Genomic DNA, 25,439 nt, shown 5'->3' on the forward strand with positions numbered 1-25,439 from the left:
CAGGTATTGTTTTGAATGGTTGCAGCTTAGGCGCTGTGAGCCATCCTTTTCAGGAGGCAGTTTTGGCGGTTTCACGGCAGAACCGGCCAAAGGCGTCTAAAACGTAGAAAATACGCTTGCTGAAACGTTTAATCTAGATTGATCGGCACGTTACTCGATAATGTCCCATCCTTGAAGTCCAACTTGTCGGATGCGCTGAGACAATGGTCGCCTGCCTGAATCGGGTAGGATTGGCGAAAATGTCGCGGCAAGCTCGAAAAAACAAGGAAATCCCGGGTTGAAACTCAGTGATATCGCGCGGTTGGCCGGAGTGTCCGTGACCACCGCCAGCTACGTCATCAATGGCAAGGCCGAACAGCAACGCATCAGCAACGCCACCGTCGAGCGGGTGCGGGCGGTGGTCGAACTGCACGGCTTTACCCCCAATCCACAGGCAGCCGGGCTGCGCAGTCGGCACACCCGGACCCTGGGTTTTATCCTGCCGGATCTGGAAAACCCCAGTTACGCGCGGATCGCCAAACTGCTGGAGCAAGGTGCCCGTGCGCGGGGTTATCAGTTGCTGATCGCCAGCTCCGACGATGCCCCCGACAGCGAACGGCAACTGCTGCAACTGTTCCGCGCCCGACGCTGCGATGCGTTGATCGTCGCCAGTTGCCTGCCGGCCGGTGACGACAGTTATCGCCAGTTGCAGACCAAGGGTTTGCCGATCATTGCCATCGACCGGGTGATGGATGCCGAACATTTCTGTTCGGTGGTCAGCGATGACCGCGAAGCCAGCCTGCACCTGACCGAAAGCCTGCTCGACCCGCAGCCGAAACAGATCGTGCTGCTGGGCGCTCGCCCGGAACTGAGCATCAGCCAGGAACGTGAAGCCGGTTTCAAACAAGCCCTGGCCGGGTTCAAGGGCGAAGTGCTGATCGAACACGCCGAATCCTTCAGCCGCGAGTGCGGCAAGCAGTTGATGGAAGAACTCCTGCAACGCCTCGGGCATTTGCCGGATGCGCTGGTGACCACGTCCTACGTACTGTTGCAGGGGGTGTTCGACGCGCTGCATGACTTCCCGTTAAAAAACCGCCCGCTGCGCCTCGGCACGTTCGGCGACACCCAGTTGCTCGACTTCCTGCCGCTGCCGGTCAACGCCATGGCCCAGCAGCACCAGTTGATCGCCGACAAGGCGCTGGAACTGGCGTTGGCGGCGGTCGAACAATCGGACTACCAGCCTGGCGTGCAAGCCATTGCCCGAACCTTCAAGCAGCGTATTCACCGGGACTGAGCCGTGGAGCTGATCGACAGCCACACCCATCTGGACTTCCCCGACTTCGACGCCGACCGCGCGGCACTGCTCACCGAAAGCCGCGCCCTCGGGGTGCGGCGAATGGTCGTGTTGGGTGTCTACGAAGGCAACTGGCAACGGGTGTGGGATCTGGTGCAAAGCGATGCCGATCTGTACGCGGCGTTCGGATTGCACCCGGTGTATCTCGATCAGCATCGGCCGCAAGACTTGCTGGCACTGGGCGACTGGCTGACACGGCTAAAGGGTCATCGGCAGCTGTGCGCGGTCGGCGAAATCGGCCTGGACTACTTCATCGAAACCCTCGACCGCGAACGCCAGCAAGCGCTTTTCGAGGCACAACTACAATTGGCGGCAGATTTTGAACTGCCGGCATTGATCCATGTGCGGCGCAGTCATGCGGCGGTGATCGCCACGCTCAAGCGCTTCAAGCTCAAGCGCGCCGGCATCATTCACGCCTTCGCAGGCAGCCGTGAAGAAGCGCGGGAATACATCAAGCTCGGTTTCAAACTTGGCCTCGGGGGGGCACCGACCTGGCCGCAGGCGTTGCGCATGCACCGGGTGCTGGCCGACTTGCCGCTGGATTCGGTGGTGCTGGAAACCGACTCACCGGACATGGCGCCCGCCATGTACCCCGGCATTCGCAATACGCCAGCGCATCTGCCGGCGATCTGCGACTCACTGGCCACTTTGATGAACATCAGTGTGCAACAACTCGCTGCCGCCAGTACCGCCAACAGTTGCGAGGTGTTCGGCTGGTAGTCAGTCGGCGTGGGCCTTGGCCGCGTCGAGAATCAGCGTCAGATGCTGGCGCTGCCGGGCATAACGAATCACCGCGAAGTACACGAAAATCGCGATCAGCGATCCGTTCAGCTGCTCGGTGACGCTGAGCAGACCCACCCATTCCATCACCAGGGCCACCAGCAGCGCGGTGCACACCGTCACCAGCGCACTGGCGCGCAGCAGGCCGAGTGAATCGAGCGAACGGAAACGTTTGATCTGCTTGGGGCAACGCAATTCCAGGCTTTTCTGGCAATGGGCACAGGTGAACGCTTCGTGGATCGAAATGGCATTCAGCTGCCAGGGCTTGAGCACCAGCGTGGTCTGGCAGTGGGCGCAGCGGCCCTGGACGCCCAGGGTTGCGACAGACATATGCGATCTCCTCCAAGTGGTCAAAGAACTGAGCTTGGTTCATTGAGGCCGAAAAACCAGCGCCTGGAGGAAAACAGGATTGGGCTTACAGATGTAGGCAAAAAAGTACTACAAGCCATTCCGAAAAAACCTGCCTCACAAGAGGCAGGTCAATTCAAACCCGGAACGCGCTGATCAGCTGTTTCAACTCGACCACCTGCGCCGACAACGCGCGGCTGGCGTCTTCGGTCTGATGCGCGCCTTCTGCGGTGCGCTCGCCGGCACGGTTGATCTCGACGATGTTCTGGTCGATATCGTGGGCGACGGCGGTCTGTTGTTCGACGGCGGCGGCGATCTGCTGGTTCTGGTCGACGATCATGCCGACAGCGCCGAGGATGTTTTCCAGCGCCTGCTGGACTTTTTCCGACTGCCCCACCGTGCCGTTGGCCATCTGATGGCTGACGCCCATGGCCTTTACTGCCGCGCCGACGCCGCCGTGGAGTTTGGCGATCATCTGCTCGATTTCTTCGGTCGATTGTTGGGTGCGCTTGGCCAGCGTGCGGACTTCGTCGGCGACCACGGCAAAACCGCGGCCCTGCTCACCGGCCCGCGCGGCCTCGATCGCGGCGTTGAGCGCCAGCAGATTGGTCTGTTCGGCGATGCTCTTGATCACTTCCAGCACGCGACTGATCGACTGACTGTCGCTGGCCAACTGGTTGATCACCAGCACCGATTGATCGATTTCGCTCGCCAGTGCAGCAATGCTGCCCTGCTGCGATTCCACCAACCCGCGACCGCTGATGGTTTCGTCGTTCACGCTGTGCGCACTGCTGACCGCTGCCGCTGCACTGCGTGCCACCTCCAGCGATGTCGCCGACATCTGGTTCATCGCGGTGGCCACCTGCTCAATCTGCGTGCGCTGCCCGGCGACTGCCTGATTGCTTTGCGCCGAGACGTTTTCCACCTGTCCCGCCTGTCGCTCGACCTCGCCAACGGTGTGGCCGACCCGCTCAATCAGGTCATGGATTTTCTTCACCGTACCGTTGAACACCTCGCCCAATTCGCCGAGTTCATCGCGGCTGTTGGCGCGGAAATTCACCGTCATGTCGCCCGCCGCGACCTTATCCATCATGGCCCCGAGGTTTTTCAGGGTGGCGCGGGTCGACGCGTAGAAGCCGCCATAGAGATAGAAAATCAGCACGAACACCACCGACAACGCCACAGCTTGCAGCACCATGTGCGTGCGGTTTTGCCCCAGGCGCTGCTGCAACTGGGTATCGAGGAATTTCAGGGTGGCGTCGTTGAGCTGATAGGTCTGGTCCATCAGCCCGGTGACCTGGTCATAAAACCCCTGCCATGGAGCGTCGAGCGTTTCGGCCATCACCACTTGTTCTTCGATCAGGGTGCCGGCCTGTTTCAGCGATGCCTTGCTGGCATCGGCCGGTGCGCTCAGGGAATCACGGGCGGCTTTGCTTGAGCCCAGCGCGTCCTGCAATTTCAGGCCGTACTCGGCCTGAAGTTTTTCGATCTGCACCAGCAACTCGTCGAAGCGGGTGCTCGACGAACTGTTGAGAAAGCCCTGGCCCAATGAATACGAACCCATCGCCCGCCCCTCGCCCAACGCCTGAGTAACAGCCGGCGTGATCGCGGTGATCAGCTCGCTGAGCTGGCGAATGTCGCCCTGATTGTCGCGACTCAATCCGGCCTGACTGGCCACGATCTGGCTGAAAACCTGCGCATTGCCCAGCAGCTTGCCGATCAGCGCACTTTTGCTTTGCAGGGAGTTTTCCGCTTGCTGGGCCTTGAACGCGGCGATCATTTCATCGCGTTTGGCCTCGAAGAATTTGATCTGCTCCGGATCCTCGGTCATCGGCGTCAGCCCTTGCAGGCGCGCCAGGACGTTTTGCTCAAGGCTGGTGATCTGCGCCTCGACATTGCCGGCCTTGCCGGACTGGCCGAGGGTGACGTTGATCTGCACCAGATTGTTGAGGGTTTCCAGATCCCGGCGCAGGGTCAGGCTGCTGCCCAGCAGGTCGAGGCTCTGCAGCTCCACCCGGGTGCCCTGGAATTCACGATAGGAGTCGCGCACCAGATAGAAATTGGTCACCAGCATCGGCACCAGGAACAGCACGCTGATCAGGCTGAACTTCATGCCGAAGCTCAAGCGGTTCATCAGCGAGACGGCGGGATAGAGCAAGCTCTTCACTGGATGTCTCCCTTGGTTTTTTCTTGTTTTTATTGGCAGGCGCGGGGCGACAGCAGATAGCCACTATCGGGCGCTATCTCTGTATAGCTCAAATCGAAGGGAGGTTTTGTAACTTAAGGTTAACGAGGGGGATTGCCCCCCTCGTCACGCGAACGGCCTACGCCAGCACCGTCCACAGGGCAAAGCCGGCATACCACAGCACCGCCGCCCGCAGCAGCAGTTCCCACAGGCAGTCGAGGGTGTTGATGCCTTCGGGACCGACAGCGGCCGGCGGGATTTCCCCGGCCGCCAGCCCGACCTTGTTGATCAGTTGCGCAGCGCTGATGTTCCAGTTCAGCAGCTCGTGCAGCATTACTCGGCTGACCGCGACGAAATTGCCCACCAGTGCAAGGCTCGCGGCCAGCAGGCGCACCGGCACCCAGTCGAAGGCATGACGCAGTTGCCCGGCGCGTTCGGCCACCGCCGGGTTCTGGGCGTTTTCTTCGGCCAGCGCCAGCAAGCGATAGCTCAGCGCCGCCACCGGACCGAGCAGGAAATACCAGAAAATCACCGCAAAAAAGCTCTGGTAGGCCTGCCACAACAGATGTCGTTGCACTTGCTCCAGCAATTGTTCGCCGCTTTCGGCGCAGATGTTCAGATCACGCTTGGCCACATGGGCAGCGGCCTGCAGATCCTCACGGCGCCAGGCGTCGCGGAACGGCCCGAGCTCGCCGAGCAGGTCACCCCGCCCCAGGCTGTAAATCACCACCAGCAAATGCACCGGCAACGCCAGCAGACCGTAGGCCACCGGCTCCAGCACCACCAGCAGCAATCCCAGCAGCGCTACCGGCAACAGCACCAGGATGGTCAGCACCAGCCACGGCTGTTTCGCCAACCCGCCGGTTTCAAGCTTGTGCAGTTCGCGGATCCATCCGCCATCGCGTTGCACCCGTTGGCGCAGAGCCGAGAACTTCTCGATCCAGACCGCCAGCAGTAACACCAGAAAACTCATTGTCCTTCCTCTTGTGCCAGGGCAGCGCGGTAGCGTGCCCAGTCGAATGCGGGTCCGGGGTCGGTCTTGCGACCGGGGGCGATGTCGCTGTGCCCGCAGATACGCTCGAGCGTGATCGCCGGGAACGCCGCCTGTATCTGCCGGGTCAGCACGGTCAACGCCTGGTACTGCGCATCGGTGAACGGCAGATCATCGGTGCCTTCCAGCTCGATGCCCACGGAAAAATCGTTACAGGTTTCCCGTCCCTCGAACACCGAAACGCCGGCATGCCAGGCACGCTCAAGACAGGAGACAAACTGGGTGACCTTGCCGTCACGTTCGATCAGAAAATGCGCAGACACGCGCAGGTCGGCGATCCCGGCAAAGTAGGGATGTTCCGTGACATCCAGACGATTCTGGAAAAATTCATGGACCTTGCCGGTGGCGAACTGCGCCGGTGGCAGGCTGATGTTGTGGATGACCAACAGGGAAACTTCGCCCGCCGGGCGTTCATTGAAGTTGGGCGAAGGGCAGACCTGCACCCCGTGACACCACCCGCTTGCGGGATCCAACTGCATACCGATTCCTTCAACGCCGACTGTGTTGGCGACCAGTATGCCGTGATCGGCCCCCGGCGCGCGATCACTTGCCGCGATTGAGCCGCCGCAGATTGCCGAGCACCGACTCCAGCGCCCGATCGAACAGCAAGGTGTCGTCCAGCGCCCGCACCGCGCCGCGACGAAATGCCAGGGCCAGTTCGGTGCGGTCACGCTCCAGCACTTTCATCCCGGTGCGGTCGACGAACACGTACTTGCCGGTCGCCTCGATGATCGCCGCCAGTTTGCAGCGCAGGGTGTGTTCTTCGTCTTCCTCGAACGCCACCCAACTGCCCAGACGCAGCTGATCGACCTGGCGCAAACCGGCGTCGTCGGCCGGCAAACGCGCCGGCGTGCGTGGCTTGAGACCGTCGTCGGCCATCTGCAAGACAATCGTCTGCGACACCTCGATCATTTCCGGCAGCACGGACTGATCCGGTCCGCTGGACGGCTCGAGCAGGCGCACATGCAGCGCTTCCAATTCACTGAAAAAGCCGCTGGTGGCAAACGGATCAAAAGCTGAAGTGCTCAGGCCGTCGCGCAATGACTTGAGCAACCCCGGCACCAGCGCCAGCAGACGCAGACCGGCTTCGGCGTCGTCGTGGCGCTGCACGCTCCAGATCAATTGCTCCATGGTCTGCACGTCGGCCTGCCATTCGGCAGACTGATCGCCGTGCTTGAGGCAGGTCAACAGCAACACCTTGCTCCAGGCCTCCTGCACGAACGTCACCACCGACGGTGGCAGGACTTTGCCCAGCAACGCCTGATTGAGCGCCTGCTCGACCCGTTGGCGGGCCATTTCGGTTTTCGCCCGGCCCTCTTCGGCATCGCGCAATCGCTGTTCAAGCAATTCACTGCGACGGCGCTCGTCACTGGTGAACGCAAGGAAGTCCGCCAGCAACTCGGAAAAAATCGCCGGGTCATCGACGAAATCCGTCAGCAGGCGCTGCACCACTTGCTCGATGCGCAGGTACAGGCTGTCGCGCGCATTGCCGTCGCACTCACCCCAGCCCATCGCCGCTTCGGCGATTTCATTGAGCAGGCGCCGCGCCGGGTGGCTGCTGCGGCTGAAGAAGCTTTTGTCGATCACCGCGACCTTCAACATCGGGATCTGCAACCGGGCAATCAGCGCCTTGAGCGAATCCGGCAGGTTGCGATCATCGAGGATACAGTCGAAGACCATGGCCACCAGATTGATCACGTCCTCGTCGGCCCCGCCGACGATTCGCGACTTGCCGCTGCGCACGCTGACCCGGGTCAGCAACTGTTCAAGCTGATGGCGCAAATCGAAGTCGTCCTGCACCGCCAGCGCCGGCACGTATTGCTGCAGGTGCGAAAGCAGGCGCAGCAGGTCGCGGGTGGAAATCGGTTGGGCGGGAGCGCTGGGCTCAAGGGTCGGTGCGACGCTGCCGCGCACATGCAGCAGCAACTCCTGCAACGCGGCGAAGACCTCCTGCACGCCCGTATCGGTCTGGGTTGGGTCGACGCCCTCGAGTTCACTCTGGACGCTGGCCACGGCCTGATCGATGGCACGACGGGCCGGTGCCGGCTTGAGCTCGGGCAACACGCCCGTGGCGATCAGCAGTTGGTTGGCTTCGGCATAGAGTTGATCGGTGTCGGCCAGCACATAGCGCTCGAACAATTTGAGCAGGATCAGTTTGACCTTGATCTCCACCCCCAGATTGCGCCCGGCTTGCAGGAAGTATTCGCAAAGCATCGCCGGGCCCAGCGGGTTGTAATGATCGTCGAGGGTCTTGCCCAACAGCGCATTGAATCGCGCGGTCAGTTGATCGAGGGCGAAACCGTCGCGATTCAGTACGCGGCCGACCATGGTTTCCACCGCGACGTTGCGCTCCATGTCATCGGTGCGCGCTGTCGTGTCCTCGTGCTGCAAAGCATGAGAGAGGACGGTGGGGACGGGATCGAATTGAGTGAGGCCGACGAAGGCCTCGAAGAACTGCTCGAGAAAACCGCGCTCGATGTTCTTGCGCTTGAGGCGCAGGTCGCGCATGGCCTCGAAAAAAATGTTCTGTTCGACGTCATTGCGTGCCCGATCGGCCATTTCGAACAGGGTGTCGTCGGCGTTATCGAACAACTCCTGCAAACCGTTGCGCAGGCGCTGGGCAGCCTTGTCGCGAACCTGAAGCAGAATCACGGGCAGGCGGGCGAGCGGCGAGTGAGTCGCCTGATCGGCAGTGACCTTGTGCAAAGGCACTACATTCCCGTCGTTGTGCATCCAAGCCTCCTGAAACGGTGATTCGCCGACGTCAAAGTCATGGCGTCAAATGCAAGGCGGATTATCTTGCAAAAGATGTCTCCGGCGCCATAGCCGTCAGGGTTTCCCCTATGCGCCGACACCTTCCAGTGACCACGAAGGAATGGGGATTGCTCAAGAAAATCGACCGGATGCAGCGCTGCGTAGCGGTTCTCGCCTTGGGTTGGCTGATGCCATGCCCCTATAATCGGGCCACTTAGTTTGTGGAGCCCGTTATGCCGAATCTACGTCTCGCCGATTTGACCGCCGAAATCGAAGCCAACGTGCGCCGTGCGTTGCTCGAAGACATCGGCAGCGGCGACATCACCGCGCAACTGATCCCGGCCGAACGCCTGGCCAAAGCCACCATCATCACCCGCGACGCCGCCGTCATCAGTGGCACCGCCTGGGTCGATGCGGTGTTCCGCCAGCTCGATCCACGGGTAGCGGTGCACTGGCAGGTGCGCGATGGCGAACGGGTTTCGCCGAATCAGCCGCTGTTTCATCTGGAAGGCCCTGCCCGTTCGCTGCTGACCGGCGAGCGCAGCGCCCTGAACTTCCTGCAATTGCTGTCGGGCGTGGCGACCCGCGCGCAGTACCTGGCGGACTTCGTTGCCGAGACTTCGGTGAAACTGCTCGACACCCGCAAGACCCTGCCGGGGCTGCGTCTGGCACAGAAATACGCGGTCACCTGCGGCGGTTGCCATAACCATCGCATCGGCCTGTACGACGCGTTCCTGATCAAGGAAAACCACATCGCCGCCAGCGGTGGCATCCCGCAAGCCATTGCCGCTGCGCACAAGATTGCCCCGGGCAAGCCGGTGGAAATCGAAGTGGAAAGTCTGGAAGAGTTGAAAGAGGCGCTGGCCGCCGGTGCCGACATCATCATGCTCGACGAACTGAGCCTTGATGACATGCGCGAAGCCGTGCGCCTGAACGCCGGCAAGGCAAAACTGGAAGCCAGTGGCGGCATCAACGAAAGCACGCTGCTGCCGATCGCACAGACCGGGGTGGACTACATCTCGATCGGTGCGATGACCAAGGACGTGAAGGCTGTAGACCTGTCGATGCGCCTGAGCATTTAAGGGCAGCGGCAAGATGCGAGCTACAAGCTGCAAGCCAAAGCGGTTGTGCTTTTACTTGTAGCTTGCGGCTTGTAGCTGGCAGCTCTCGTCAAACGACGAGATTGTTCATCTCGCAGTATTCTTCCCACTCGACGCCCAACACTTCAGCCGCTTCCTTGTGCAGCTCCAGGCGCTTGGCCTCGAACTCTTCAGGCGTACTGGTGTACTTGAGGGTCAACTCCCACGGCTGCAGGCCCTGGGCTTCGGCTTCATCTTCGAACGCCCACTGAATCTGGTCTTTCTGATCATCGGGACTCAGGTCCTTGATCTCTTCCTTCAGATCCGGAACATCAAGGATGTATTTTCTAAGCGCTTCTTCGTGACGTTGCTCTTGAGTTAATTCGTTCATGGCGTTCTCGCTGATCATGGGAATGGAGGATGGATCTGGATCATCAAGGATCTCTCTGACGCGGACTGTCCGGCCTTCGGAACCATTCGGGATCATCTGAAAACTGCTAAGCGATGCTCATGCAGACAACGAATATAGGACGTTTGGCGAGCGAATTACACGGGACTTTACATCTCTCCCACAAAAAGTTGACCTACGGAACATAAACCGGATTTCCAAGTCATAGCGATGTGCCATATCGGCACTCACCTTCGCTGTTCACAAGGAAACCCAGTGATGCGCAGCTTTTCGAAGATCTCTTCTGTTGTGTCCGCCACCGCCTTGACCGCCCTGCTGGGCACCCTGGCCCTGCCGGCCAGCGCAATGGCAGTTGAACTGAGTAGCAGCAGCCCTTCCTATGGCGACCAGATCTCCGCCATTCACAACGATTTCGGCAAAGACGTCGTGATCAAGAGCGGCATCGGAGTCGAGGAGCTGAAAAAGATGCGCGACACTATCAACGAGCAGTCGCGTCAGATTGAAGAATTCAAGCGCAGCAGCGGCTCCAGTTCGAGCTCCAGCAGCAGGGAGATCGACGATCTGAAGAACAAGGTCAAGGAACAGGATCGTCAGCTCGATACGCTCGGCCGTCAGGTTGAAGACCTCAAACGCAATAGCGGTTCCAGCTCCAGCTCGAACAACAGCGAAATCTCCAGCCTGAAGCAGAAGCTCAACGATCAGGATCGCGCGATGGACCAGCTCAAGCGTACCGTCGAGGAGTTGAGCCGCAAGGTGAAATAAGGGAAGTGGTGCCCGAGACAGGAATCGAACCTGCGACCTTCGCGTTACGAGTGCGCTGCTCTACCGGCTGAGCTACACGGGCGGTGGGCTAAACCTAGCACTGGTCTTGCAGGTCGGCAACTTCGCCGAATGACTCGATATTTCACGGACAAAAAAATGCCCCGCCGTTTTCACGGCGGGGCATCTTTCATTGCACTGGAGCTGCGGGGTGATTAAACGCCCGAAGCCTTGGCCGCTGCCACGTCTTTGATGGACAGCTTGATACGGCCGCGGTTGTCCACGTCCAGTACCAGCACTTCCACTTCCTGGCCTTCTTTCAGGATGTCGGTCACTTTCTCTACGCGAGCGTCGCTCAGCATCGAGATGTGCACCAGACCGTCCTTGCCCGGCAGGATGTTGACGAATGCGCCGAAGTCGACGATGCGTTCAACCTTGCCGACGTAGATCTTGCCGATCTCGGCCTCTGCGGTGATACCCAGAACGCGCTGACGAGCTGCTTCAGCGGCTTCCTTGGTTTCGCCGAAGATCTTGATCGAACCGTCGTCTTCGATGTCGATCGAAGCCTTGGTCTCTTCGCAGATCGCACGGATGGTCGCGCCGCCTTTACCGATGACGTCACGGATCTTGTCGGTGTCGATCTTCATCGCGATCATGGTCGGAGCGTTGGCCGACAGTTCGGTACGCGACTGGCCGATGATCTGGTTCATCTGGCCGAGGATGTTCAGGCGCGCTTCCAGGGCTTGGCCCAGAGCGATTTCCATGATCTCTTCGGTGATGCCCTTGATCTTGATGTCCATCTGCAGCGCGGTCACACCTTTGGCGGTACCGGCTACTTTGAAGTCCATGTCGCCCAAGTGGTCTTCGTCACCCAGGATGTCGGTCAGGACGGCGAATTTCTCGCCTTCCTTAACCAGACCCATGGCGATACCGGCAACCGGTGCCTTCATCGGAACACCAGCGTCCATCAGGGCCAGGGAAGCGCCGCAAACGGAAGCCATCGAGCTCGAACCGTTGGATTCGGTGATTTCCGATACCACACGGATGGTGTACGGGAACACGTCAGCGGCAGGCAGCATGGCCGAAACCGAGCGACGGGCCAGACGGCCGTGACCGATTTCGCGACGACCGGCGCCACCCATGCGACCACACTCGCCCACCGAGAACGGAGGGAAGTTGTAGTGCAGCATGAACGGGTCTTTTTTCTCGCCTTCCAGGGTGTCCAGCAGTTGTGCGTCGCGGGCAGTGCCCAGCGTCGCGACGACCAGAGCCTGGGTTTCGCCACGGGTGAACAGTGCCGAGCCGTGAGTCTTCGGCAGAACGCCGACTTCGATGTTCAGCGGACGTACGGTGCGAGTGTCGCGACCGTCGATACGTGGCTTGCCGTTGACGATGTTTTCGCGAACGGTGCGGTATTCGATTTCACCGAAAGCGGCTTTGACGTCGGCAGCCGAAGGCTGGCCTTCTTCACCGGACAGCTTGGCAACAACCTGGTCACGCAGCTCGCCCAGACGCGCATAACGGTCGGCCTTGATGGTGATGGTGTAAGCCTGGGAGATCGCTTCGCCGAACTCGGAACGGATAGCAGCCAGCAACTCGGTGGCTTCTGGAGCAGGCGCCCAGGTCCAGGTTGGCTTGGCCGCTTCGGCAGCCAGTTCTTTAACGGCGTTGATCACGACCTGGAACTCGTCGTGAGCAAACAGTACTGCGCCCAGCATCTGGTCTTCAGTCAGCTCTTTGGCTTCCGATTCAACCATCAGCACGGCGTCCGAAGTACCGGCAACGACCATGTCCAGGCTCGAGGCAGCTTGCTGCTCGTAAGTCGGGTTCAGCAGGTAGCCGGTGCTTTCGTGGAAAGCCACGCGGGCGGCGCCGATCGGGCCGTCAAAAGGAATGCCGGAGATCGCCAGGGCAGCCGAGGTACCGATCATCGCAGCGATGTCCGGATCGGTCTTCTTGCTGGTGGAAACGACGGTGCAGACAACCTGCACTTCGTTCATGAAACCTTCAGGGAACAGTGGACGGATCGGACGGTCGATCAGTCGGGAAGTCAGGGTTTCTTTCTCGGAAGGACGGCCTTCACGCTTGAAGAAACCGCCAGGGATCTTACCGGCAGCGTAAGTCTTTTCCTGGTAGTGAACGGACAGAGGGAAGAAGCCCTTGCCCGGATCGGCTTGCTTGGCACCGACTACGGTCACCAATACGCTGACGTCGTCGTCAACGGTGACCAATACTGCGCCGGAGGCCTGACGGGCGATACGGCCAGTCTCGAGGGTAACGGTCGACTGACCGAACTGGAATTTTTTGATTACCGGGTTCACGGTGTCCTACCTTCTTTGTGGCTCTTGGGGGAACTGGTTTCTTGCGAAATTCTTGGGCAATGCCGGGAATCGGCCCGACGCCTGTCCAGGGTAAAACGTGTATCCAGATAAAACTTGAGGCTGGGAGCCTGCCGGACGCCGGCGGAAACCCGCTGACGTCTGACAGACAACCAACCTCATAGCGCAATCGCTGATTAGCGACGCAGACCCAGGCGAGCGATCAGAGCGCTGTAACGGCTCACGTCCTTGCCTTTCAGGTAGTCCAGCAGCTTGCGACGCTGGTTAACCATGCGGATCAGACCACGACGGGAGTGGTGGTCTTTACCGTTGGCCTTGAAGTGACCTTGCAGTTTGTTGATGTTGGCGGTCAGCAGTGCAACTTGCACTTCTGGCGAACCAGTGTCACCAACGGCTTGCTGGTAGTCGGCAACGATTTGAGCTTTTTCTTGAACGTCGAGAGCCATGAGGCAATCCTTTTATCAGGAAACTGTTTCAAAAACAGTTTCAACAGGCCAGGGACAAATCCCTGTATCTATAAAGGAGTAGTGACCGTGCCTGTTGACAGCCACACTCGCCGGCCTGCTGTTACACAGACCGGTTTCCGGTCATTCTGACCGAATCAGTCGACGCGGCGCGATGCGCCCGTCTTCGCTCACTTCACCGATACCGATGAAGCGACCGTTGTGATCCTGTACCCGCACCATGCCGAACTTCGGAGCATCCGGGGCACGTACCGGCTGGCCGTTGAGCCAGTAGAACGCGCTCGCTTCCGAGAACTGCAGCAACGGCCAATCCTGCAGGCCGCTGTCCGATGGCATCAGGAAGCGGTCGACCGCTTCGTTGCCGCCTTCGGCATGTACCGCTTCCAGCTCTTCGAGGGTCACGGTCTGCGCCAGGGTGAAAGGCCCGGCCTGGGTACGACGCAGTTCAGCGACGTACGCACCACAACCGAGTTGCTCACCGATATCCTCCACCAGGGTGCGAATATAGGTGCCCTTGCTGCAATCCACCGCAAGACGCGCAGTATCGCCTTCGAAGGCCAGCAACTCCAAGCGCGCAATAGTAACAGAACGCGGTTCGCGCTCCACTACTTCGCCTGCACGGGCCAACTTGTACAGGGGCTGGCCATCACGCTTGAGAGCCGAGTACATCGGCGGTATCTGACTGATTTGCCCGCGAAATTTCGGCAGAACCGCTTCAATGTCGGCCTGACCAACGGTCACCGGACGTTCCTGCAAAACCTCACCTTCGGCGTCTGCCGTGGTGGTGGTCTTGCCCAGTTGCGCCAGGGTTTCGTAACCCTTGTCGGAATCGAGCAGGTACTGCGAGAACTTGGTCGCCTCGCCAAAGCACAACGGCAGCACGCCGGTGGCCAGAGGGTCGAGACTGCCGGTGTGACCGGCCTTTTCGGCGTTGAGCAACCAGCGAACCTTCTGCAAGGCTGCGTTGGAGGTGAACCCCAGCGGCTTGTCGAGCAGGATGATGCCGCTGACGTTACGACGGATACGTTTGACCTGAGCCACCGAGTTACTCCTTGGTGTCTTCGGGTTCTGCCGCAGCCACGTGCTGATTGTCCTCAGCCACGGCGCGCTCGATCAGGGCCGACAGGTGCGCACCCCGCACGACGCTTTCGTCGTAGTGGAAGTGCAATTGCGGCACGCTGCGCAGCTTCATTTCACGGGCCAGCTGCATGCGCAGGAAGCCGGCGGCAGCGTTGAGAACCTTGATGCTTTGCGCGATGTCTTCGGCGTTGTCCTGCCCCATCACGGTGATGAAGATCTTTGCGTGACCGACGTCACGGCTGACTTCCACAGCGGTAATGGTGACCAGGCCGACGCGCGGGTCTTTGACTTCACGACGGATCAGTTGGGCCAGCTCACGCTGCATCTGATCGCCGATACGTTGGGTACGGCTGTATTCTTTTGCCATGATTTGTTACCTGTTACTGCCCTGCGGTGAAACCCGCAAGGTCTGAAAGCGGCAAACGCCCGGCCTGACAAAAGCCAGACCGGGCGTTGCGTTTAGAGTCCTGACGCCGTGCCGCGCATTTGCATGCGGCGGCCCGACGTGGCCCTTGAAGTGCGCGAGTCAGAGGCTGCGAGCAACCTGAACCTTCTCGAAGACTTCGATCTTGTCGCCGACTTTGACGTCGTTGTAGCTCTTCACGCCGATACCGCATTCCATGCCGGCACGTACTTCGGAAGCGTCATCCTTGAAGCGGCGCAGGGATTCCAGCTCGCCTTCGAAGATAACGATGTCTTCACGCAGCACACGGATCGGACGGTTACGGTGAACAGTACCCTCGATCACCATGCAGCCGGCGATGGCGCCGAACTTAGGCGAACGGAATACGTCACGGACTTCGGCCACACCGAGGATGTTCTCGCGAACGTCGCTGCCAAGCATACCGGTCAGGGCTTTCTTGACGTCTTCGATGATGTCGTAGATCACGTTGTAGTAACGCATGTCCAGACCTTCCTGCTCGACGATCTTCCGTGCGCCGGCATCGGCACGCACGTTGAAGCCGAACAGTACAGCGTTGGAAGCCAGTGCCAGATTGGCATCGGATTCGGTGATACCACCGACGCCGCCACCGACCACGCGCACTTGCACTTCGTCGTTGCCCAGGCCGTTCAGAGCGCCCTGCAAGGCTTCCAGCGAACCACGGACGTCGGATTTGAGGACGATGTTGAGCGTCTTCTTCTCTTCCTGACCCATGCTTTCGAAGATATTTTCCAGCTTGCCGGCGTGAGCGCGAGCCAGTTTGACTTCGCGGAACTTGCCTTGACGGAACAGAGCCACTTCACGGGCTTTCTTCTCGTCGGCAACCACGCTCATCTCGTCGCCAGCGTCAGGCGTACCGTCCAGGCCGAGGATCTCGACCGGAATGGCCGGGCCCGCTTCCTTGATCGGCTTGCCGTTCTCGTCGAGCATGGCGCGCACGCGGCCATAGTTCGAGCCGACCAGCACCATGTCGCCTTGACGCAGCGTACCGTCCTGAACCAGAACAGTCGCCACCGGGCCACGGCCCTTGTCGAGACGCGATTCAACCACGACACCACGGCCAGGAGCCGAAGGCGTGGCGGTCAGTTCGAGAACTTCAGCCTGCAGCAATACAGCTTCGAGCAGTTCGTCGACGCCGGTACCCATCTTCGCGGAGACCGGGACGAATGGAGTGTCGCCACCCCAGTCTTCAGAGGTCACGCCGTGGGCCGACAGTTCGCTACGGATGCGATCGAGGTCGGCACCCGGCTTGTCGATCTTGTTCACCGCAACCACCAGCGGAACGCCGGCAGCAACAGCGTGCTGAACGGCTTCGATGGTTTGTGGCATCACGCCGTCGTCCGCCGCAACCACCAGGATCACGATGTCGGTCGCCTTGGCACCACGGGCACGCATGGCGGTAAACGCGGCGTGACCCGGGGTGTCGAGGAAGGTGACCATGCCGCGTTCGGTTTCAACGTGGTAGGCACCGATGTGCTGGGTGATACCGCCGGCTTCGCCAGCAGCTACCTTGGCACGACGGATGTAGTCGAGCAGCGAGGTCTTACCGTGGTCAACGTGGCCCATTACGGTCACGACCGGCGCACGAGGAACTGCTTCACCTTCGAACTTCAGGGACTCGGCCAGGGAATCTTCCAGGGCGGTGTCGCTGACCAGGGTCACTTTGTGGCCCAGTTCTTCGGCTACCAGTTGAGCAGTTTCCTGATCAAGCACCTGGTTGATGGTCGCTGGAGTACCCAGTTTGAACATGAACTTGATGATTTCGGCAGCCTTGACCGACATCTGCTGGGCGAGATCGCCAACAGTGATGGTTTCGCCGATCTTCACTTCACGCACGACAGGGCCGGTCGGGCTCTGGAAACCGTGAGCGTTGCGTTTTTTCAGCTTGGCCTTGCCGCGACCGCCGCGACGGAAGCCATCGCTTTCTTCGTCGGTAGTGCGTGGCGCCACACGTGGTGCCGGAGCCTTTTCCTTGACCGATGCGCGATGCGGAGCGTTTTTGCGCTCGCCATCACCACCGCCACGACGGTTGTTGTCGTCGGCACGCGGCTTGTCCGGGCGGCGCTGCTCGTCACGCTTGCGAGTGTCGGCAGCTGGGGCAGCAGCCACAACCGGCGCGGCTTCGCGCACTGGTTCGGCCACTGGCGCAGGTGCCGCGACAGCTTCGGCAGGAGCGGACGGCGCAGCAGGCTGGCGACGCGCTTCTTCTTCGGCGCGAACGCGGGCTTCTTCTTCAGCCTTCTGACGGGCAGCATTTTCTACTGCGCGACGTTCATCCAGTTCACGCTTGCGCTCGGCTTCGATTTCTTCCGGGCTACGCTGTACGAAAACTTTCTTCTTGCGGACTTCAACGCTGATGCTTTTGCTGCCAGCCACACGCAGGGTGCTGGTGGTTTTACGCTGCAGCGTGATCTTGCGTGGTTCTTCCACTTTCGCCTTGTGGCTGCTTTTCAAGTGGGTCAGCAGGGATTGCTTCTCACTGTCAGTCACATTTTCTTCGGCGGCGGTGTGCGGCAGACCTGCCTCACGCATCTGCTGCAACAGGCGCTCTACCGGTGTTTTGACCTCATCGGCCAGTTGTTTCACCGTGACTTGCGTCATGCACTTCTCTCCTCAGGCCGCGCCTAATTACTCGAACCAGTGGGCTCGGGCGGCCATGATCAACTTGCCGGCACGATCTTCGTCAATGCCGTCGATGTCGAGCAGGTCGTCAATAGACTGCTCGGCCAGGTCTTCGCGGGTAATTACGCCGCGCACCGCCAGTTCCATCGCCAAATCCTTGTCCATACCCTCAAGCGAGAGCAGGTCTTCGGCCGGATGGGCGTCTGCCAGCTTTTCCTCAGTAGCGATGGCTTTGGTCAACAAGCGATCCTTGGCACGAGCGCGAAGCTCGTTGACGATGTCTTCGTCAAAGCCGTCGATGTTGAGCATTTCTTCCAACGGTACGTAGGCAATCTCTTCCAGGCTGGTGAAGCCTTCGTCTACCAGCACCTGAGCCAGTTCTTCGTCGACTTCCAGCTCGTCGATGAAGTTGCGCAGGATGTCGCCGGTTTCCGCTTGCTGCTTAGCCTGGATGTCCGATTCGGTCATCACGTTCAGGGTCCAGCCAGTCAGCTGGCTCGCCAGACGCACGTTCTGACCACCACGACCGATGGCCTGAGCCAGATTGTCTGCGCCAACGGCGATGTCCATGGCATGGGCATCTTCGTCAACGATGATGGCCGCCACTTCTGCCGGCGACATGGCATTGATCACGAACTGTGCCGGGTTGTCGTCCCACAGGACGATGTCGACACGCTCGCCACCCAACTCGCCCGACACGGCCTGGACGCGCGAACCGCGCATACCGATGCACGCGCCCTGCGGGTCGATGCGTTTGTCCTTGGAGCGGACAGCGATCTTGGCACGCGAACCCGGATCACGGGATGCGGCCATGACTTCGATCAGACCTTCAGCAATTTCCGGCACTTCGATACGGAACAGCTCGATCAGCATTTCCGGCGCGGTACGCGACAGGATCAGCTGAGGACCGCGGTTCTCGGTGCGGATTTCCTTGAGCAGCGCACGCAGACGCACGCCAACACGGAAGGTTTCACGAGAAATGATGTCTTCACGGGCCAGCAACGCTTCAGCGTTATTACCCAGGTCGACGATCACGTTGTCGCGGGTCACTTTCTTCACGGTGCCGGAGATGATTTCTCCCAGGCGCTCGCGATAAGCGTCAACCACTTGAGCGCGCTCGGCTTCGCGCACTTTCTGCACGATGACCTGCTTGGCGGTCTGAGCAGCGATACGGCCGAACTCGATGGACTCGATCTTTTCTTCAACAACGTCGCCAACCTTGGCGCCAGGGTGCGTTTCAGCAACCTTGCTCGGCCAGGTTTCGATGGCCGGATCATCGAGATCATTCTCTTCGACGACCGTCCAGCGACGGAATGTTTCGTAGGAACCGGTGTGGCGGTTGATTTCCACACGCAGATCAACTTCGTCTTCAAAACGCTTTTTGGTAGCAGTGGCCAGAGCCAGCTCCAGCGCTTCAAAAATCACGCTTGCCGGTACACCCTTTTCATTGGATACCGACTCAACAACCAGCAGTACTTCTTTGCTCATCGTACGCCTCGCCTTTCGCAAGCCATTGGATCCGCGGGATCCGCGTCTCAGTCATAACTGGGAATAATGTTGGCCTTGTCGATCATATCGATCGGCAACAGGAACTCATGGTTTTCCACCTGCACCACGACGTCCTGCTCTTCTACACCGCGCAGAAGGCCCTGAAAGTTGCGTCGTCCTTCAAAAGGCGAGCGCAGCTTGATCTTCACTTGTTCACCGACATATTTGGCAAACTGCTCAAGAGTGAACAGAGGGCGTTCCATGCCTGGCGAGGAAACTTCAAGGGTGTATTCAACGGAGATCGGATCTTCAACATCCAGCACACCGCTGATCTGACGGCTGACGATGGCACAATCGTCCACCAGTACGCCGCCTTCCTTATCGATATAAACGCGCAACATTGAGTGACGACCTTGAGCCGAAAACTCAATACCCCAGCATTCATAGCCTAGGGCCACGACCACCGGGGCCAGCAAGGCCTGCAACTCTTCTAGCTTGCTCGACACCTGAACCCCCTCGTGCATGTATGTGCATGCTATGCAAAATAAAAAAATGGGCGAAACGCCCATCCTTGAAACGCCGTCGAACAGCGGCGTTGAAAGTGTCCAGCTAACAAAAAGCCCCTTAAAAGGGGCTCCTTAAACTGGTTGCGGGGGCCGGATTTGAACCGACGACCTTCGGGTTATGAGCCCGACGAGCTACCAGACTGCTCCACCCCGCGACAAAGCTGGGGCGGAAGTATACGACCGATCCCTCATAGGGTCAATGTAACCTTCCACCTGCAAGAAAGCCCGCAACAGCGGGCTCTCCTGACTAATTGGTACCGAGAAGGGGACTCGAACCCCTACACCCTATGGGCACAACCACCTCAAGGTTGCGTGTCTACCAATTCCACCACCTCGGCAATACTACGTTTGAAACCCTTCTTACTTCTGCTCTTGAGCTGGAGGTACGTCAGTCGCTGGAGTAGCCGACTTTTGCTCTTGAAGCACCGGGACATCATCAGAAGCCGGTTGTTGCTTTGGAACTTCCAACACTGCCGGGTTTGGCAAACCTGCTTGAGTCAGCTGATGAGCCTTCTCTTTAGCAAAGTATCCTAACCCCAAGCTGGTTATGAAGAAACCGGCGGCAAGTATAGCAGTAAACTTACTAAGAAAGGTAGAGGAACCTTGGCTTCCGAACACAGTATTTGAAGCACCTGCTCCGAAAGACGCGCCAGCATCCGCACCTTTACCCTGCTGCAGCAAAACCAGAGCTACTACGCCCAATGCACCCAGCAGATGAAAAACGACTACGACTGTTTCCAGCATTTTTTCAGTTTCCCGCGGCGCGACAAATCGCACCGAACTCATCTGCATTCAGGGAAGCTCCACCAATGAGCCCCCCATCGATATCCGGCATGCCGAACAGTTCGACCGCATTGGCCGCCTTCACGCTGCCGCCGTATAGAAGCCGCACACCTCGTGCCACTTCAGAATTCTCTGCCGCCAACTGCTCGCGAATGGCTTTATGCACATCCTGAGCCTGTTGCGGCGTTGCAGTCAGCCCGGTACCAATCGCCCAGACCGGCTCGTAAGCGATCACTGCGTTGGCAAAAGCACCGACACCCAGCTCCTCGATGATACTGCCCAGCTGACGCCCGACAACCTCAAGAGTTTTTCCGGCTTCACGCTGCTCCAGGGTCTCCCCCACACACAACACCGGAATCAAGCCACATGCCTGTGCCGCTGCGAACTTGCGATTCAGCATTCCGTCTCGCTCACCCATGATCTGGCGGCGTTCGGAGTGCCCGACAAGCACCAGGGAACAACCTGCATCCACTAACTGACTCGGCGCAATCTCGCCCGTCAACGCACCTTGCATGGATTCCACCGCAGAGTTCTGCGCACCGACCGAAATCGATTTACCTTTCAAGCCATCAATCACTTGATTGATATACAAGCAAGGCGGGAATACCGCGACATCAACACCGCTTGGCAAAGCCAGATGACGAAGGCCGTTGATCAGCTCAGCGACGCTGGCGCGGGTACCGTGCATCTTCCAGTTACCAGCTACCATAGGGCGACGCATGCTGTACCTCGTCGGTCAAAGTGGGCGCAGATGTTACCCAACACAATCATGGCTGGCAAGCCGAATCAGGCAGAAACTTCAGTTACCAGTTTTGCCAGTTCTTCGGCATACCCACGAACCTGGGTTTCGTCCTCGCCTTCGACCATTACACGCACCAAAGGCTCTGTCCCGGACTTGCGCAAAAGTACACGACCACGCCCCGCCATGGCCTGAGTTACACGCGCACTGGCTTCCTTGACAGCCGGATGCTCCAGCGGGCTATCGCCACCACCGAAACGCACGTTGATCAGCACCTGCGGGCACTTGCGCAACGCCTGGCGAGTTTGAGCAAGCCCCTCGTTACGCGTCTTCAGCGCCATCAACACCTGCAAAGCAGCGATGATCGCATCACCCGTGGTGGTGTGATTGAAGCACACGACATGCCCCGAGTTCTCGCCACCCACCAGCCAGTTACGCTCCAGCAGCTCGGCGATCACATATCGGTCGCCGACATTGGCGCGCACGAAAGGAATACCCAGATCTGCGAGCGCGAGCTCGAGCCCAAGGTTACTCATCAAGGTACCGACCACACCACCCTGCAACTTGCCTCGCTCATGCAGATCGCGCGCAATAATGAAGATCAGCTCATCGCCATCAACAATTGCCCCCGTGTGATCAACCATCAACACCCGGTCGCCGTCGCCATCGAATGCAATCCCCAGGTCAGCGTGCTCGGACAGCACCGCCGCCTGCAACTGTCCCATGTGAGTGGAGCCACAGTTGTCGTTGATATTCAGACCGTTGGGCTGCGCGGACAGAACCACAACTTCGGCACCCAGTTCACGGAATACGCTCGGCGCAACCTTGTAGGTTGCTCCGTGTGCGCAGTCGATGACGATCTTCAGGCCGGAGAAACTGGTGCCGGTCGGCACGGAGCTCTTGCAGAACTCGATATAGCGACCGGACGCATCATTAATGCGCGACACCTTGCCAATCTTGCTCGACTCGACAACGGTCATTGGCGTATCGAGCAGCTCTTCAATCATCAGCTCCAGCTCATCGGGCAACTTGGTGCCCTTGCCGGAGAAAAACTTGATGCCGTTATCGTCATGCGGATTGTGCGATGCACTGATCACGATCCCGGCCTCAGCCTGGAAGGTCCGAGACAGGTAGGCAATAGCTGGAGTCGGCATCGGGCCGAGCAGCATTACATCGGCGCCGGCAGATGTCAGGCCGGCTTCAAGTGCCGATTCGAACATGTAACCGGAAATCCGCGTGTCCTTGCCGACCAACACCTTGCAGGCGCCCATCTTGCGAAAGGCCATACCGGCAGCCCAGCCGAGCTTGAGCATGAAGTCCGGCGTGATCGGGTATTCCCCGACACGACCACGAATGCCGTCAGTACCAAAGTATTTCTTGCTCATAAGTGCCCCATCATTCTTATTCGGCTGATTCCACGGCCGCGAGCATTCGCACCACGTCCACCGTTTCCGCCACATCATGGACGCGCAATATACGCGCACCTTTCACCGACGCCAGCGCAGCCAGTGCCAAACCACCGTATAGACGCTCACCCACCGGACGATTCAATGCATGACCGATCATGCTTTTGCGCGAAACACCCACCAATAGTGGCCGCCCCAGCGCATGCAGGGCTTCCATATGCTTGAACAAGCTTAGATTGTGCTGCAGGGTTTTGGCGAAGCCGAAGCCCGGATCAAGAATGATCCGCTCGGCCGGAATACCTGCCAACTCACACTGAGTCATGCGCTCGGCGAGAAATTCGCCCACTTCCCAGGTGACATCCTGATAGCGCGGATCGTCCTGCATATCGTCAGGTTCACCGAGCATATGCATCAGGCACACGGGCAATCCCGTGGCAGCAGCAGCATCCAACGCGCCATCGCGCCTTAGCGAACGAACGTCGTTGATCAAACCAGCACCCAACCGCGCTGTTTCGCGCATGACCGCCGGAGTGGATGTATCGACCGATATGACCACATCCAGTTCGCGGTTGATCAGCTCGACGACGGGAGCGACACGCTCCAGTTCCTCCAATGGAGAAACCGCCCGCGCGCCTGGACGGGTCGACTCGCCGCCCACATCGATCAGCGTTGCACCCGCCGCAACCATGGCTTCGGCATGACGCAAGGCTGCATCGAGCTGGCTGTATCGGCCACCGTCGGAGAAAGAATCGGGAGTGACATTGAGAATGCCCATGACATGCGTCCGGGCCAAATCAAGAACCCGGTTGCCGCAAGGCAACCGGGTCAGGGACTTTACAGAAGTCATTTCAAACCTTAAACGTCGGCAGCCGGACCGCCAATCGGTGTTTCCGGGCGCTCGCCCTGAATGACAGGAGGCGTGCCAGTACCGGTACCTCCCGACCAGTCGCGAGGCTCGCGAGGTGTACGACCGGCCATGATGTCGTCGATCTGCTCGGCATCGATCGTCTCGTACTTCATCAAAGCATCCGCCATGGCATCGAGCTTGTCGCGATTGTCCGTCAGGATCTGCTTGGCGGTGCCGTAGCACTGATCGATGATGCTGCGTACTTCGGAGTCGATCAGCTTGGCTGTCTCACCGGAGAAGCTGGCATTCTGACCGCCACCACCACGACCGAGGAATACCTCACCCTCTTCTTCCGCATACATCAACGGGCCGAGTTTTTCCGACAAGCCCCATTTGGTCACCATGTTCCGCGCGATCTGACTCGCACGCATGATGTCATTAGAGGCACCAGTGGTCACACCGTCGAAGCCCAAGGTCATTTCTTCAGCGATACGGCCGCCGTACAGCGAGCAGATCTGACTGATAAGCGCACGCTTGGACAGGCTGTAACGATCTTCTTCCGGCAGGAACATCGTCACACCCAGCGCACGACCGCGCGGGATGATCGACACCTTGTAGACCGGATCATGCTCGGGCACAACGCGACCAACGATAGCGTGGCCTGCCTCGTGATAAGCGGTGTTCTGCTTTTCCTTCTCGGACATGACCATGGATTTGCGCTCGGCGCCCATCATGATCTTGTCTTTCGCCAGCTCGAACTCTTTCATTTCAACGATGCGCTTGCCGGCACGGGCAGCGAACAACGACGCTTCGTTCACCAGGTTCGCCAGATCGGCACCAGAGAAGCCCGGCGTGCCACGCGCGATGACAGCCGGAGCAACGTCGTCACCCATTGGCACCTTACGCATGTGAACCTTGAGGATCTGCTCGCGACCACGAATGTCCGGCAGGCCGACCACCACCTGACGGTCGAAACGGCCAGGACGCAGCAACGCAGGGTCCAGCACGTCAGGGCGGTTGGTCGCGGCGATGACGATGATGCCGTCATTCATTTCGAAACCGTCCATCTCGACCAGCAACTGGTTGAGAGTCTGCTCGCGCTCATCGTGACCGCCGCCCATACCGGCGCCACGATGGCGACCCACGGCGTCGATCTCGTCGATGAAGATGATGCATGGAGCGTGTTTCTTGGCCTGTTCGAACATGTCACGAACGCGGCTTGCACCGACACCGACGAACATTTCGACGAAGTCGGAACCGGAAATGGTAAAGAACGGCACTTTGGCCTCACCGGCAATCGCCTTGGCCAGCAAGGTCTTACCGGTACCCGGTGGCCCCACCATCAGCACGCCGCGAGGAATGCGACCGCCCAGGCGCTGGAACTTGCCCGGATCACGGAGGAACTCGACCAGCTCACCCACTTCTTCCTTGGCTTCATCGCAACCGGCAACGTCAGCCAAAGTGGTTTTCACCTGATCTTCGGACAGTAGACGCGCCTTGCTCTTGCCAAAGCTCATCGGCCCGCCCTTGCCGCCCGCACCGCCCTGCATCTGGCGCATGAAGAACATGAACACCGCGATGATCACCAGGATCGGGAAGCTGGCCACCAGAAGCTGGGTCCAGATGCTTTGCTGCTCAGGCTGCTTGCCTTCGACCACAACGTGGTTGTCGACCAGATCGCCGATCAGGCCATTGTCCTGAATTGCCGGACGAATGGTCTTGAAGCTGTCGCCGTCGTTGCGCTTGCCGGTAATCACGTAGCCGTCGACGGCCACGCGCTCGACCTTGCCATCCTTGACCTGCTGGATGAAGTCGGAATAGTTGAGGGTCTGCGGCTCGTTAGGGCTGGAGAAGTTGTTCATCACCGTCACCAGGACTGCCGCGATGATCAACCACAGGATCAGATTCTTTGCCATATCGTTCAATTAACTACCCTCTGAAGCAAGCTCCGCTACTGGCGCGCGC

The 25,439-nt window shown here is 59.4% G+C and carries 22 protein-coding genes and 3 tRNA genes; 4 read left to right on the forward strand and 21 right to left on the reverse strand.

Features of this window, described 5'->3' with window-relative positions; all coding sequences use genetic code 11:
* Nucleotides 1-277 precede the first annotated feature (277 nt).
* Together cra and ACTJK7_RS12265 are read left to right on the forward strand one after the other, a co-directional pair.
* A complete protein-coding gene (cra, locus tag ACTJK7_RS12260; protein ID WP_440780400.1) occupies nt 278-1,273 on the forward strand; it encodes a catabolite repressor/activator in 996 nt (331 codons plus the stop codon).
* 3 nt (nt 1,274-1,276) lie between these two features.
* A complete protein-coding gene (locus tag ACTJK7_RS12265; RefSeq protein WP_440780402.1) occupies nt 1,277-2,053 on the forward strand; it encodes a TatD family hydrolase in 777 nt (258 codons plus the stop codon).
* Here the strand turns inward: ACTJK7_RS12265 and ACTJK7_RS12270 are convergent, their stop codons facing one another.
* From ACTJK7_RS12270 to ACTJK7_RS12290, 5 genes are all read right to left on the reverse strand, one after another.
* Entirely contained in the window at nt 2,054-2,443 is a 390-nt protein-coding gene (locus ACTJK7_RS12270; protein ID WP_011332417.1) for a hypothetical protein, read from the reverse strand.
* A 154-nt stretch (nt 2,444-2,597) separates the two neighbouring features.
* On the reverse strand, nt 2,598-4,628 hold the full coding sequence (locus tag ACTJK7_RS12275; RefSeq protein WP_064382580.1) for a methyl-accepting chemotaxis protein: 2,031 nt from the start codon (nt 4,626-4,628) through the stop codon (nt 2,598-2,600).
* 157 nt (nt 4,629-4,785) lie between these two features.
* Entirely contained in the window at nt 4,786-5,619 is an 834-nt protein-coding gene (gene ampE, locus ACTJK7_RS12280) for a regulatory signaling modulator protein AmpE (protein ID WP_064382581.1), read from the reverse strand.
* Nucleotides 5,616-6,176 (reverse strand): 1,6-anhydro-N-acetylmuramyl-L-alanine amidase AmpD, encoded by a 561-nt coding sequence (gene ampD, locus ACTJK7_RS12285; protein ID WP_323151045.1) that lies wholly within the window; start codon nt 6,174-6,176, stop codon nt 5,616-5,618. The genes ampE and ampD overlap by 4 nt, the downstream gene beginning before the upstream one ends.
* A 64-nt stretch (nt 6,177-6,240) precedes the next feature.
* On the reverse strand, nt 6,241-8,430 hold the full coding sequence (locus ACTJK7_RS12290) for a DUF1631 domain-containing protein (protein ID WP_323151044.1): 2,190 nt from the start codon (nt 8,428-8,430) through the stop codon (nt 6,241-6,243).
* A 254-nt stretch (nt 8,431-8,684) separates the two neighbouring features.
* Between ACTJK7_RS12290 and nadC the strand changes: the two genes are divergently transcribed.
* Nucleotides 8,685-9,533 carry a carboxylating nicotinate-nucleotide diphosphorylase gene (nadC, locus tag ACTJK7_RS12295; RefSeq protein WP_011332412.1) on the forward strand — a complete coding sequence of 283 codons (849 nt, stop codon included), beginning with the start codon at nt 8,685-8,687 and terminating at the stop codon, nt 9,531-9,533.
* An 88-nt stretch (nt 9,534-9,621) separates the two neighbouring features.
* Here the strand turns inward: nadC and ACTJK7_RS12300 are convergent, their stop codons facing one another.
* A complete protein-coding gene (locus ACTJK7_RS12300) occupies nt 9,622-9,921 on the reverse strand; it encodes a DUF6388 family protein (RefSeq protein WP_064384138.1) in 300 nt (99 codons plus the stop codon).
* 276 nt (nt 9,922-10,197) lie between these two features.
* On the opposite strand from ACTJK7_RS12300, the gene ACTJK7_RS12305 reads away from it, so the two are divergent.
* Nucleotides 10,198-10,701 (forward strand): hypothetical protein, encoded by a 504-nt coding sequence (locus ACTJK7_RS12305; RefSeq protein ID WP_108559549.1) that lies wholly within the window; start codon nt 10,198-10,200, stop codon nt 10,699-10,701.
* Between the two features lie 6 nt (nt 10,702-10,707).
* Here ACTJK7_RS12305 and ACTJK7_RS12310 read toward each other — a convergent pair.
* From ACTJK7_RS12310 to ftsH, 15 genes are all read right to left on the reverse strand, one after another.
* Nucleotides 10,708-10,783: transfer RNA gene (locus tag ACTJK7_RS12310), tRNA-Thr, on the reverse strand.
* A gap of 130 nt (nt 10,784-10,913) precedes the next feature.
* A complete protein-coding gene (pnp, locus tag ACTJK7_RS12315; protein ID WP_011332410.1) occupies nt 10,914-13,019 on the reverse strand; it encodes a polyribonucleotide nucleotidyltransferase in 2,106 nt (701 codons plus the stop codon).
* A 194-nt stretch (nt 13,020-13,213) separates the two neighbouring features.
* On the reverse strand, nt 13,214-13,483 hold the full coding sequence (gene rpsO, locus ACTJK7_RS12320) for a 30S ribosomal protein S15 (RefSeq protein WP_011332409.1): 270 nt from the start codon (nt 13,481-13,483) through the stop codon (nt 13,214-13,216).
* Between the two features lie 141 nt (nt 13,484-13,624).
* Nucleotides 13,625-14,542: a tRNA pseudouridine(55) synthase TruB gene (truB, locus tag ACTJK7_RS12325; protein WP_007953739.1), complete on the reverse strand. Its 918-nt coding sequence runs from the start codon at nt 14,540-14,542 to the stop codon at nt 13,625-13,627.
* Between the two features lie 4 nt (nt 14,543-14,546).
* A complete protein-coding gene (rbfA, locus tag ACTJK7_RS12330; protein WP_007953741.1) occupies nt 14,547-14,948 on the reverse strand; it encodes a 30S ribosome-binding factor RbfA in 402 nt (133 codons plus the stop codon).
* A 159-nt stretch (nt 14,949-15,107) separates the two neighbouring features.
* Nucleotides 15,108-17,624: a translation initiation factor IF-2 gene (gene infB, locus ACTJK7_RS12335; protein WP_007953742.1), complete on the reverse strand. Its 2,517-nt coding sequence runs from the start codon at nt 17,622-17,624 to the stop codon at nt 15,108-15,110.
* A gap of 27 nt (nt 17,625-17,651) precedes the next feature.
* Nucleotides 17,652-19,133 carry a transcription termination factor NusA gene (gene nusA / locus ACTJK7_RS12340; protein WP_039769175.1) on the reverse strand — a complete coding sequence of 494 codons (1,482 nt, stop codon included), beginning with the start codon at nt 19,131-19,133 and terminating at the stop codon, nt 17,652-17,654.
* A gap of 47 nt (nt 19,134-19,180) precedes the next feature.
* Nucleotides 19,181-19,639 (reverse strand): ribosome maturation factor RimP, encoded by a 459-nt coding sequence (gene rimP / locus ACTJK7_RS12345; protein ID WP_064384139.1) that lies wholly within the window; start codon nt 19,637-19,639, stop codon nt 19,181-19,183.
* A gap of 138 nt (nt 19,640-19,777) precedes the next feature.
* A tRNA-Met gene (locus ACTJK7_RS12350) sits at nt 19,778-19,854 on the reverse strand.
* Nucleotides 19,855-19,951: 97 nt separating this feature from the next.
* Nucleotides 19,952-20,037: transfer RNA gene (locus ACTJK7_RS12355), tRNA-Leu, on the reverse strand.
* Between the two features lie 22 nt (nt 20,038-20,059).
* Complete coding sequence (gene secG, locus ACTJK7_RS12360; protein ID WP_011332406.1) at nt 20,060-20,443, reverse strand: preprotein translocase subunit SecG; 384 nt, start codon at nt 20,441-20,443, stop codon at nt 20,060-20,062.
* 4 nt (nt 20,444-20,447) lie between these two features.
* On the reverse strand, nt 20,448-21,203 hold the full coding sequence (gene tpiA / locus ACTJK7_RS12365) for a triose-phosphate isomerase (protein WP_007953744.1): 756 nt from the start codon (nt 21,201-21,203) through the stop codon (nt 20,448-20,450).
* 65 nt (nt 21,204-21,268) lie between these two features.
* A complete protein-coding gene (gene glmM / locus ACTJK7_RS12370; RefSeq protein WP_064382585.1) occupies nt 21,269-22,606 on the reverse strand; it encodes a phosphoglucosamine mutase in 1,338 nt (445 codons plus the stop codon).
* A 16-nt stretch (nt 22,607-22,622) separates the two neighbouring features.
* A complete protein-coding gene (gene folP, locus ACTJK7_RS12375) occupies nt 22,623-23,474 on the reverse strand; it encodes a dihydropteroate synthase (RefSeq protein WP_108559545.1) in 852 nt (283 codons plus the stop codon).
* A gap of 8 nt (nt 23,475-23,482) precedes the next feature.
* Nucleotides 23,483-25,390 carry an ATP-dependent zinc metalloprotease FtsH gene (gene ftsH / locus ACTJK7_RS12380; protein ID WP_011332403.1) on the reverse strand — a complete coding sequence of 636 codons (1,908 nt, stop codon included), beginning with the start codon at nt 25,388-25,390 and terminating at the stop codon, nt 23,483-23,485.
* Nucleotides 25,391-25,439 lie beyond the last annotated feature (49 nt).

The sequence above is a fragment of the Pseudomonas sp. 22085 genome, assembly GCF_052045815.1.
GTDB classification, from domain to species: domain Bacteria; phylum Pseudomonadota; class Gammaproteobacteria; order Pseudomonadales; family Pseudomonadaceae; genus Aquipseudomonas; species Aquipseudomonas glycinae.